The organism is Allorhizocola rhizosphaerae (assembly GCF_003426775.1).
Lineage (GTDB): Bacteria > Actinomycetota > Actinomycetes > Mycobacteriales > Micromonosporaceae > Allorhizocola > Allorhizocola rhizosphaerae.
Window position 1 is genome coordinate 1 of record NZ_QJUG01000260.1, and the last position, 10949, is coordinate 10949.

Annotated in this window: 11 protein-coding genes; 8 read left to right on the forward strand and 3 right to left on the reverse strand. The window is 68.5% G+C overall.

Annotation, left to right across the window (positions count from 1 at the left end):
* From DM816_RS35830 to DM816_RS35840, 3 genes are all read left to right on the forward strand, one after another.
* A partial coding sequence (locus tag DM816_RS35830) for an MFS transporter (RefSeq protein ID WP_162908175.1) occupies positions 1-857 on the forward strand: 857 nt, incomplete at its 5' end.
* A gap of 81 nt (positions 858-938) precedes the next feature.
* Positions 939-1919, forward strand: a complete 981-nt coding sequence (locus tag DM816_RS35835; RefSeq protein ID WP_211589002.1) for a GlxA family transcriptional regulator — start codon at positions 939-941, stop codon at positions 1917-1919.
* Between the two features lie 14 nt (positions 1920-1933).
* On the forward strand, positions 1934-2389 hold the full coding sequence (locus tag DM816_RS35840) for a hypothetical protein (RefSeq protein ID WP_162908176.1): 456 nt from the start codon (positions 1934-1936) through the stop codon (positions 2387-2389).
* Here DM816_RS35840 and DM816_RS35845 read toward each other — a convergent pair.
* Positions 2367-3446, reverse strand: a complete 1080-nt coding sequence (locus DM816_RS35845; RefSeq protein WP_117214964.1) for a hypothetical protein — start codon at positions 3444-3446, stop codon at positions 2367-2369. The genes DM816_RS35840 and DM816_RS35845 overlap by 23 nt on opposite strands.
* Before the next feature lie 70 nt (positions 3447-3516).
* Positions 3517-3945 (reverse strand): hypothetical protein, encoded by a 429-nt coding sequence (locus DM816_RS35850; protein WP_117214965.1) that lies wholly within the window; start codon positions 3943-3945, stop codon positions 3517-3519.
* A gap of 341 nt (positions 3946-4286) precedes the next feature.
* On the opposite strand from DM816_RS35850, the gene DM816_RS35855 reads away from it, so the two are divergent.
* Genes DM816_RS35855 through DM816_RS35870 form a run of 4 tightly spaced genes read left to right on the forward strand, consistent with a single transcriptional unit; the run spans position 4287 to position 8310 of the window.
* Positions 4287-5597, forward strand: coding sequence for an aspartate aminotransferase family protein (locus DM816_RS35855; RefSeq protein WP_211589003.1), 1311 nt, complete (start codon positions 4287-4289; stop codon positions 5595-5597).
* Complete coding sequence (locus tag DM816_RS35860) at positions 5591-6607, forward strand: NAD-dependent epimerase/dehydratase family protein (protein ID WP_117214967.1); 1017 nt, start codon at positions 5591-5593, stop codon at positions 6605-6607. The genes DM816_RS35855 and DM816_RS35860 overlap by 7 nt, the downstream gene beginning before the upstream one ends.
* 12 nt (positions 6608-6619) lie before the next feature.
* Entirely contained in the window at positions 6620-7537 is a 918-nt protein-coding gene (locus tag DM816_RS35865) for a UbiA prenyltransferase family protein (protein ID WP_117214968.1), read from the forward strand.
* Positions 7534-8310, forward strand: coding sequence for an AfsR/SARP family transcriptional regulator (locus DM816_RS35870; protein ID WP_117214969.1), 777 nt, complete (start codon positions 7534-7536; stop codon positions 8308-8310). Before DM816_RS35865 ends, DM816_RS35870 begins: the two co-directional genes overlap by 4 nt.
* Position 8311: 1 nt before the next feature.
* Here DM816_RS35870 and DM816_RS35875 read toward each other — a convergent pair whose 3' ends face one another.
* The gene (locus tag DM816_RS35875; RefSeq protein ID WP_117214970.1) at positions 8312-8794 is read right to left on the reverse strand and encodes an iron chaperone; all 483 of its coding nucleotides are present in this window, start codon (positions 8792-8794) and stop codon (positions 8312-8314) included.
* Between the two features lie 208 nt (positions 8795-9002).
* Between DM816_RS35875 and DM816_RS35880 the strand changes: the two genes are divergently transcribed.
* Positions 9003-10949, forward strand: a 1947-nt coding sequence (locus DM816_RS35880) for a fibronectin type III domain-containing protein (RefSeq protein ID WP_117214971.1), incomplete at its 3' end; no start/stop codon positions are given.

Sequence of the window (10949 nt, forward strand, 5' to 3'; positions counted from 1 at the left end):
CCGGCGGCTCGGTGCTGGCCAGCGGCCGGCTCATCCTCGGCTGGTTCGCGCGGCACGAGCGCGCCCTGGCGATGGGCATCAGGCAGAGCGCAGGGCCGATGGGTCTCGCGCTGGCCGCCGCCACGCTGCCCGCCCTGGCTGCCGGCGGCACCGGCGTGCCACTGTTGTTCCTCGCAGCGTTGTTCCTGGCCGCGGCAACGGCGGCGTTCGTGTTCGTGCGCGATCCAGCCCCAAAGCCGTCCACCCCTGGCCAGAAGGCACCCGAGCGGAAGCCGGCCTCGGGGTCGCCCTACCGCACCGCCAGCCTGTGGCGCATTCACGCCGCCAGCGCGCTTCTGGTCATTCCCCAGTTCACGGTCACCACGTTCGCGCTGGTGTTCCTCACCGACGCTCGTGGTTGGACGGTCCTCGACGCCGGATACCTGCTGGCCGGCGCGCAGGCGTGCGGCGCACTCAGCCGGCTCGGGGCGGGCTACTGGTCCGACCGCACCGGCAGCCGGCTGAAGCCCATGCGGATCATCGCGGTCTCGACCGGCGCGGGAATGCTGGCGCTGGCCGTCGCCGCCGCGGCCGGATCAGGCCTGGCGGTACCCGTGTTGCTGTTCCTGGCGGTAGTGGCGGTGAGCAGCAACGGCCTGTCCTTCACCGCCGTCGCCGAATACGCGGGTTCCGCGTGGGCCGGCCGCGCCCTGGGCATCCAGACCACGGGCCAGAACGCGCTGACGGCCGCCACCCCGCCGGTCCTGGCCCTGACAATCGCGGCCTCGGGCTTCGCGCCGAGTTTCGCCGTGGTAGCCGCGTTTCCCCTTGTCGCCGCGCTTCTCGTGCCGGTCGCCGCGGAGCGGACCGCGTCGTGACACCTGCTTAGTGCCTGGTGTGGCCGAATTCGTCAGGAACGTGTCCTTGCCCGGCCCGTGACCGTGTCGAATCATGGTGACGTGGACCTGGCCGCAGATGACGATTCGCGCAGGGTCGTCATCGTGACGTATCCGGGGGTGCTGGGTCTGGATGTGGTTGGCCCGCTTGAGGTTTTCGCGATGGCCAACCGGTTCGGGGCCGATCCTCGATACCAGATATCCGTGGTCTCGACCACCGGCGGGATGATCACCGCCACGTCGGGATTGGCGTTCGCCACGGAGCGGGCCACCAGTCATGTGGACTCCATCGATACTGTGATGGCGGCTGGCGGGTACCAGATTTCACAGGCAATTGGCGACCCGGACCTCGTCGGCTGGTTGCGCGGCGCCGCGGACTCGGCCCGGCGCGTGACGTCCGTCTGCACCGGGGCTCTGCTGCTGGCCGAGGCGGGCCTGCTTGACGGACGGCGAGCGACCACGCATTGGACGGTCGGGCAGATCCTCGCGCAGCGCTACCCCTCGGTGCGCGTCGAGCCCGACCAGGTCTACATCAGGGACGGTCACGTCTGGACATCCGGTGGTGTGACCGCGGGGATGGACCTCGCGCTCGCGCTCGTCGAACACGACCACGGTCCCGAGTTGGCCCTGGCATCGGCCCGCGAGCTGGTCATGTTCGTCCACCGACCCGGTGGATTCCCACAGATCAGCGCGCAGCTCGCGGTGAACCGGCCGCTGCGCGCGCCGCTGCGCGAGATTCTGGCGCTGATCGCCGAACACCCCGATGCCGACCTTTCGGTGCCGGCGCTCGCCTGCCGTTGCGCGATGAGCGTGCGGACGTTCAGCAGGGCCTTCCGCCGGGAGACCGGAACAACGCCGGCGCTGTTCGTGCAGGCAACCCGGGTCGAAGCGGCCAAACGCCTGATTCAGACGAGCGATACCTCATTCGAGGACGTGGCACGCACTTGCGGATTCGGCACCGTCGAAACCATGCACCGCGCCTTCCAACGGGTCGCCGGAACGACCCCCGGCCGGTTCCGACCGGGGCGGCACCAAGCCGGCTGAAGGAGACAGACAGTATGGCCAGCAGCACATCACGGTCAAACCCGCTCCGGGTGCTGGGTCGGTGGTGGCCCGCCCTCCTCGGCGTGCTGATCGGCGTCGCCGGCCTGCTCACCGTCGAGCCCTGGCGGCCATCCGAGCCGACAACGGCGATACTGCCCATGCTGGCGGTGGCATACCTCGTGTTCGGAGCGGCACGAAAGCAGCTGCGCCGCCCCGGTGTGCTGCGGCTCGAACTGCTCGGCCTGGTCATCTTCGGCGGCTGCACCCTCCTGGCCGTGCTTGTCGATCCGAAGGCAGGCCACTACATCGCAGCGGCCGGGTGGATCGCGCACGCGGCCTGGGACGTGACGCACCACCGAGATCTGAGCCGCCACTATGCGGTGGGAGTCGTCCCCCGCGGATACGCGGAGTTCTGCATCGCTGTCGACCTTCTGGTCGGCGCCGCCCTCATCGTCGCGCCTGTTGCGTAGGCGGCAGCCGCCGCACCTTACCCGACAGGGTTGCCACGACGAGCTCACCGTTCTCGGCGAACAGTGCCGAGCCGATGTCGGGTTCGGAATAGGCCACGTTCCCGGCGGTGTCAAGGATTTCCAGTATCCCGTTGTAGGCGATGGCCGTGCGCGCACCGGAGTGCTCGGCGGCTATCAACGCCTCGCCGGCGAAGTCGCGTGCCCAGGTCTGCGACCCTTGCAGGTCTATCCCGCGAACCGCGGTACGCACCTGCCCATCGCCGGAGATCGACCGTCCTACCACGACACCACCGTGCGGCCCGATGCCGCACTCGCCGGCCGAATGCAGATCGACGCGCAGTTCGACCCGGCGCTGGCGTTGCACAATGAGCGCGGAGCTGCGCCCGGCGATCAGCGCGACAGCGCCGCCATCGCCCAGGCAGCCGTTGGAGGCTGTGCCACGCGGCAGGGCATCGCCGGTCGGGCGCCAGCCCGACGCGTCGCGGGTGAACCATTGGATGGTGGCACCGGACGCGCCCGGGATCCGGGTGAAGGCCATGGCGTGGGAACGGTCCACGGTCTCCAGCCACACCTGGTCCTGGTGTGACACTTCGACACTCAGCTCCCGCTGTCCGGGACCGACCAGCCGCAGTGTGGTCCTGCCGGCCTCGTCGGTTTCCTCGATCACCATGTCGTCGGCGGAGCGGGCGGCCAGCACCCGGTGGTGGTGGGCCTTGGACACCTGCAACGGGTCGACCGTCGTCGAACCGACGCGCTTCGGCGCGCGATCCGGGCCTTGGCCAACGTACCCATAGGAAAGAATCGCGTCAGGGCATTGCCGCAGGCACGCGAAGGTGGCACCCGCCTTGAGCGCGGCCGGTTCGGACCACACCTGGGAACCTGAGCGGTCGAAGCCCACGAGTGAGTTGGTGGAACGGTCGACGGCCACCGCGCCCTCGTCGGTCGCGGCCAGCAGCACCAGCCCCGCCTTGATCGGCGTGGGCGGCGGCAACTCGGCGCTGGTGCACCCGCCGGCGAGCATCGCGACGGCCACCGAGGCGGCGATCAGCCCGCGCACTACGGCCTCCTTGGGTCTGTGGTGGCTCGGAGCACGCGATGAACGCGCCCCCCGAGCCAAGCCGGATGATTTACCAGGTGGTTGTGATCGCAGAGCAGATCGGGTCGTCGAAGAACTGGTCGAACGCGAACCGGAACAGCGTCTTGGCGGCGGCGCTACCGATGATCCGCACCGTCTGGGAAGGATTGTGGCTTTCCCAGGCGTAGTGCGGGATGGCGTCATCCACCCACTGGTAGATGATGGTGCTGTCCGAATACTGCTGGATCCGCACGTCGGTTTTGGGACCGCCGTTCTGCTGCGTGTACTCGTAGTAGTCGATGTAGTCGTAGCCGCCGGTGTAGGTGTACCAGACGTCGCCACGGCCAAAGTAATTGCTTCCTACGCTGCAAGTGGCGGACCTGTCTGCGGCGTTGGCCGGGGCACCGGGGCCGAGGATGATGACTGCCGTCGCGAGCGCGGCCGCGGCCAGTGCAGTGACCCTCTTGGTGAGACGGGACATGAATACCTCCTTCTGGTCCCATGCTCGACCGAGGCCTCATCAAACCGTCATCAATTGATCATCGAGCACGGGTCGAAGACCGGTCGCCGCTAAGGTCGCAGAGCGGGTCGCTACCGGGCGCATGGGCGGCGGGCATTAGGTCCAGTTATCGCGGTCGCTACCTGCCGGTGGCTCAAGCGGATTCCTAGCCTTCGTCTAGGTGAATTCGAGCCGCCCAGGAGGCCCCGATGACCAGGGACGACAAGCCGATCCTGCTCACCGTCGCGGACGCCGAGAAGCTGTCCGTGGAGCAGGTGCACGACATGTATCGCCACTACGTCAACGCCAGTCAGGTCACGCTGATGACCTCGTTCGGTTTCGGCCGCGAACTGGTGGACTACGCCGAGGGCGCCTACCTGCACATGCAGGACGGCCGACGGATCCTCGACCTGACCGGCGGGGTCGGCGTGCTCAACCACGGGCACAATCATCCGCGTATTTTGGCCGTGCGTAAGGACTTTCAGGAGTCGCTGCGGATGGAGGTGCACAAGACCTACTTCTCGCCCTATCTGGCCGCGCTGAGCCAGAATCTCGCGGCCGTGCTGCCGGGCGACCTCAACAAGTCGTTTCTGCCCAACTCCGGCGCGGAGGCGGTCGAGGGCGCGGTGAAGCTGGCCTACAAATACCACGGCGGCAAGCGCAAGACCGTGCTGCGCGCCGACATCAGCTTCCACGGCAAGCTGCTCGGCTCGGGCGGGCTGACCGGGCAGAGTAGCTTCCCGTTCCCCACCATCCCGGGCATCGACGTTTTCACGTACGGCGATCTGGACTCGGTGCGCGCTCTCGTTGACAGGCATCGGGGCGACGTCTATGCCATTCTCATCGAGCCGTTCAGCGCCTCGACCATGCAGTGGTGCGGCGAGGAGTTCCTGCGCGGGCTGCGCGAGCTGTGCTCCAAAGAGGACATCGTGCTGATTTTCGACGAAATTTACACCGGCTGGGGGAAGACCGGTTCGCTCTTTTATTTCATGCGGTACGACGGACTGCTCCCCGATGTCCTGACGACCTCCAAATCGTTTGGCGGCGGCAAGTCGTCCATTTCGGCGTTCGTCGCCCGCGAACCGGTTTTCCGCAAGGCGTACGAAAACCTCAATGACGCACTGCTGCAGTCCACCAGCACCACCTACTACGGCTTCGGCGAGGAGACGGCGACCGCGATCGAGGCGATCAACATCGCCGTCGAGGAGGACTTCCCGGCCCGTGCGAGGGAACTGGAGAGCGTGCTCGGGCCGGGCCTCAACCGGTTGCGGCGCAACCATCCCGACATCATCGCCGACGTGCGTGGCGCCGGGGCGCTGTGGGGCGTGTTCATCAACAACAACATCAAGGCGCTCGACCTCGTGGGCAAGCTCGCACCGGTCGGCATGGCCAAGGATCCGCAGTTCACCACGAAACTCGTGACGTGTGCGGTGATCGACGCGCTGTATCGCGAGCACAACGTCTTCACCTACTACACCCTCAACGGGCGCAACCCACTCGTCGTCGGGCCGCCGCTGGTGGCCACGCGCCAGGATCTGGAGTATTTCCTGGACTGCTTCGACGCCACGCTGTCGACCGGGCTCTCCCGGCTGCTCGTGCGGTTCCTCAAAGAAAGGGTGTCGGGGCTGTGGTGACCAATGTGCTCGTGACCGGTGGCGCCGGCATGCTCGGCTCCAACCTGGTGGCCCACTTCCGCGACAAGGGTTGTGCGGTGCGCAGCCTTGACGTGCAGGGTGCCGTGAGCCACGTCGTGGATGTGCGCGACGCGGCCCGCGTGCGGGCGGCGATGGCGGGCGTCGACGTGGTCGTGCACACGGCGGCGGCCCTGCCCAGCTATCCCGCCGACGAGATCCGCTCAGTGATCGTCGACGGCACGCGGACCGTTCTCGACGCGGCGTTCGCGGCGGGCGTGTCGCGCTTCGTGCAGGTCTCGTCCACGGCGGTCTATGGACTGCCGACCATCGTCCCCACGCCGGAGGACTATCCGCGCTCCCCCGTCGACGTCTACAGCCGGGCCAAGGCCGACGCCGAGGTCGTGTGCGAGGAGTTCCGCGCCCGCGGCATGGCCCTGCCGATGATCAGGCCCAAGACGTTCCTCGGACCCGGGCGCATGGGCCTGTTCGCGATGCTGTTCGAATGGGCCGACGAGGGCCGCCACTTCCCCGTGCTCGGCAAGGGAGACGTGCGCATCCAGATGCTCGGCGTGCAGGACCTCGTCGCCGCGATCGACCTGCTGGCGCACGCGCCCGCCGAGCTCACCAACGACACGTTCAACATGGCCGCCACGGACTTCGGCACGCTGCGCGAGGACTTCCAGGCCGTGCTCGACGCGGCAGGGCACGGCCGCCGGGTGATCCCGCTGCCCGCCGCGCCCGCCCTCGCGCTGCTGCAACTGCTCGAACGGGCACGCCTGTCCCCCGTCTACGGACGCCTCCTGCACAAGCTGCGCAACGACTCCTACGTGAGCACCGACAAGATTCGCGAGCGGCTGGGGTTCCGGCCCCAACTGTCCAATCGCGACGCCATTCTGCACACCTACCGCTGGTGGCAGGCGAGCAGGCCGACCACTCCACAGGGATCCGGGCGCACCAGCCGCGAGCCGTGGAGCCAGGGCGCCCTGAAGCTGGCCAAGGCGTTCTTCTGAAACGAGGCCGCAGTGCGAACCTTAGACATCGCGGGACCCCCGATAATCGTCCCGCTCAAGAAGCGCCGGCTGCGTGCGCTCCTGTCGTTGACCCGCCCCGGGCAGTGGGGCAAGAGCCTGCTCGTGGTCCCGCTGGCCCTGTTGGACGCGCCGACGGCGGAGGTCGGCGCGCTCGCGCGGCTCGCCTGGGCGGTCGGGCTCTTCCTGCTCGCGTCCTCGGTCGTGTACGTCTTCAACGACGTTATCGACCGGCATCGCGATCGGGCCCATCCGGTCAAGCGGGCGCGGCCGGTGGCTTGCGGGGTCGTGAGCGTCCCGCTGGCGTGCGCCGTGCTCGGCCTGCTGTCGGTGCTGTTCATGCTCGGGATCGTGCTCGCACCGGGCGTGGCCGCGTGGCCGGTGCTCGCGTACCTCGCGCTCAACGTCGCCTACACCGGCTGGTGGAAGCACGTGCCGCTGCTCGACGTGTTCGTGGTCGCGACCGGGTTCGTGCTCCGCGCGGCGCAGGGATATCTCGCGCTGGACGCCCAGGTGTCGATCGGGCTCCTGCTGACCGTGTTCATGCTGTGCCTGCTGCTGATCACGGGCAAGCGGAGGCACGAGATGACCGTGTCGGACGCGACCCACCGGCCATCGCTGCACGGATACTCCACCCAATTCCTGGATTACCTCATCGTGATGTGCTCAGTGCTCACGGTCGCCGCCTTCCTTTTCCATCTGGCCAGACGTGAGTTCGCCGCACCGCACACGGACGTGGCGCTGCTGCTGTCGCTGCCGTTCGCGTTCTTCGGCCTGAGCAGATATCTGCAGATCGTGGTCGTCCACCGGGGCGGCGGCGATCCGGCACGCGGGCTGTTCCGCGACCGCGTGCTACTCGTCACGGGTCTGTTGTGGACGGTCGCACTGGCGGGTGTCGCGTGGCTGCCATGACGGTCCACGTCAGACTGCTTGGGCAGGTCGAGGCCGAGCGCGGCCAGACGCCCGTCTACATCGGACCGATGAAGCAGCGCGAGGCGCTGGCCGCGCTCGCGCTGCGGGCCGGGCACGTGGTGTCAGTGCGCCAGCTGATCGACGACCTCTGGGGCGGGGATGCCCCGCGCAGCGCGGTCAACCTCGTGCACACCTACGTCGGGCGGCTGCGCCGGCTGCTCGGCGAGGACACGCTGCCGCGCCTGCCCGGATCCGGATATCAGCTCGCCGTTGCGCCCGCACAGGTCGACGTGATCGAGTTCGAACGGCTGCGGATGCGGGCCGGCGCGGCCCTGTCGGCCACGCGCCTCGATGACGCCCAGGCGGCGCTCACGGAGGCCATGGCCGTGTGGCGCGGCGTCGTCCCGCTCGACGGCGCAGTCGGGCCGCTGGCGTGCGCGGAGCGGATCCGGCTGCTGGAGCTCAAACTCGATGCGGTGGAAGCGTTGTTGGCCGTGCGCGTGGCCCGGGGCGACCTGTCCGGTGTGGTCGCGGAGCTGCGTGCGCTCGTGGTGCACAACCCGCTGCGCGAGCGGCTGTGGGTGCTGCTGCTCACCGCGCTGGCGCACGCCTCCCGGCGGGCGGAAGCCCTGCTGGCCTACCACGAGGCACGCGCGGTGCTGAGCGACCGCCTCGGTGTGGACCCGTCCGGCGAGCTGATGCAGATCTATCGCACGCTGCTGCAGGGCGCCATCCCGACCGTGCCGCTGCGCCCCGCCCTCGCCTGGGTGTAGCTCAGCTCACGGCCTTCTTCACGAGCTCGCCGATCCTTTTCTCGTCGGCGCGGGTCAGCTTGGTCAGCGCGAAGGAGGTCGGCCACATGTTGCCTTCGTCGAGATTCGCCTCGGAGTTGAAGCCGAACGTGGCATACCTCTCGTTGAACTTCGCCGCGGGGGTGAAGAAGCAGACGACCTTGCCGTCCCTGGCATAGGCGGGCATCCCGTACCAGGTCTTCGCCGCGAGGTCGGGCGCGCTGGCCTTGACGATGGCATGGATCCGCTCGGCCATGACGCGATCCGGCTCCGGCATCTCGGCGATCTTCGCGAGCACGGCTTCTTCCTCCTTCGCCGCCTTGGCCGCGGGCGAGCCGCGGCGGCCGCCCGCCTTCAGCTCCTCGGCGCGCTCCTTCATCGCGGCCCGTTCCTCGGCGGAGAACCCCTCGTATGTCTTGCCGGCCGCCGCAGTGGTCTTCTTGGCAGAGTTCTTCGTGTTCGGCATCGCAGCTTCCTTACCTGCTGGTCTTGATGTTGATGACCCTAATGCTAGGGATCGGGGCGCGGCGGTCGCTTCTTCAAAACTGACCGGGTCAACGCCCGGTAACGCCGCTGAAAGCAAAGTGAAAGCGAACTGGCAGCGCCCTCTGGCATGCTGACGCCCGCGCGGCCCTATGCCGTCCATTTTGGACCGACCGAGAGTGGAATCAGGCATGTCACTGCTCAGCCTAGCCCGCAGCAGCCGATCCGGCGCGCGGATCGTCGTCTTGTGCGTGGTGGCCGGACTGTTGTGGGCCGTGCCCGGCTCCGCCTCGGTCGCGCCCTCGCCCATGTCGGCGGCCGCGCTCAACACGATGTGGGGCGCATACGGCGATCAGGGCGGCCACTGGACCGGCGGCGACAGCACCGTCTCGGTGCCACTGCCCGACGGGCGGGTCGCCTGGCTGTACTCCGACACCTTCCTTGGCACGGTCAACCCCGACCACTCCCGGCCGGCCGACACGCCGCTGATCAACAACTCGATCGTCGTGCAGCAGGGCGCCTCGCTCGTGCAGACCCTGCACGGCGGCACGGCCACCGCGCCGAAGGCGTTGGTGGACACCGGTTTGGCCAGTGAGATGTTCTGGGTCGCCGACGGCATGGTGGGCGGCAGCACGCTGAAGGTGCTCTACAACCGGTACCGCAAGACCGGCGACGGGGCGCTGGACTTCGAGCTGCTCGGCACGGCGCTGGCCACGTTCGCCCTGCCGGCGCTGACGCTCACCGGCGTCACCGCACTTCCGCTGACCAACAAAATCGCCTGGGGCACAACGATTCTGGAGGACAGCGGGCAGCTCTACGTCTACGGCACCGAGCACACCGCCGGCATGAAGTTCGCCCATGTCGCCCGCGCGAGCGCCGGGCTGGCCGGGGCGTGGCAGTTCTGGAACGGCACGGGCTGGTCGGCCAACGAGACCGACTCGCGGCGGCTGCTCAGCGGGGTCGGCGGCTTCTCGGTCGACCGCATCGGGGCCGAATACCTGCTCGTCACCCAGGACACCAACACCCCGTTCGCCCCGTCGGTGGTCGCGCACGTGGCCACGAGCCCGACGGGGCCGTTCGGCGCGCCGCGTTACCTGTTCGACGCGCCCGAGCCCGCGGCCAACCCGGGGCACATCATCTACGACGCCCGGACCCACCCGTCGCTGGCCGCAACGGGCAAACTGCTGTTGTCCTACAACGTCAACAGCGTCAAGTCCGGTGACAATCACGCCGACGCGCGGATCTACCGGCCGCGCTTCGTGGAGCTGCCCTGGCCACTGCCCACGCCTGACCCGAGCACCCTGCCCGCACGGGTCACCGGGCTGACGATCGAGGGCGACAGCGACCCGATCCGGCTGAGGTGGACCGCTGTCGCGGGCGCTACCGGGTACCGGATATATCAAAAAGATCTGACGGCGGAACAGACCCACTTCGCCCGCCAGCCGCACGCCGCGTCGCAACCGGCCACCGAAGTGGCGCTGCTGCGCGACGGACACACGTATGAGTTCCGCATCGCCGCCGTCAACGCGGCCGGTGAGGGCCCGCTCAGCGACGCCAGATCGGTGACCATCCACGTCGTCGCGCCCGCGACCCCGGCCAACCTTCAAGCGGTGCCCAACGGCGCCGGCGAGATCGCACTGAGCTGGTCGCCGGTCGTCGGCCCCGCACAGTACAGCGTGTTGATCCGCGACCTGACCGAGGAGCAGACCGAATTCTTGCCGGTCGAGACGGACAGCCCGTTCGGGACGACCGCGACCGCCCGCAAGCTCGCCCACCACCACGACTATGAGTTCGTCGTGTCCGCGACGAACGGCGGCGGCGAAAGCCCGCGCAGCCCGCCCGTGCAGGCTCGGGCGCGTTACGACCTGCCGGGCGCTCCGGCGGCGCTCACCGCGACGCCCAACAGCAATGGCACCGTGCGGCTGAGCTGGACCGCGCCGGGGCCCAGCCTCTACTACTGGATCTATCAACGCGACCTGACAGCCGGCGAGACCGCCTTCACCAAACTCGAATACCCGGTGACCGAGGGATCGTCGTTCACCGCGGGCGCGCTCATCCACGAGCACGAATACGAGTTCAAGGTGAGTGCGATCAGCGCGGGCGGCGAGGGCCCGGCGAGCGCCACGGTCCGGGCAACC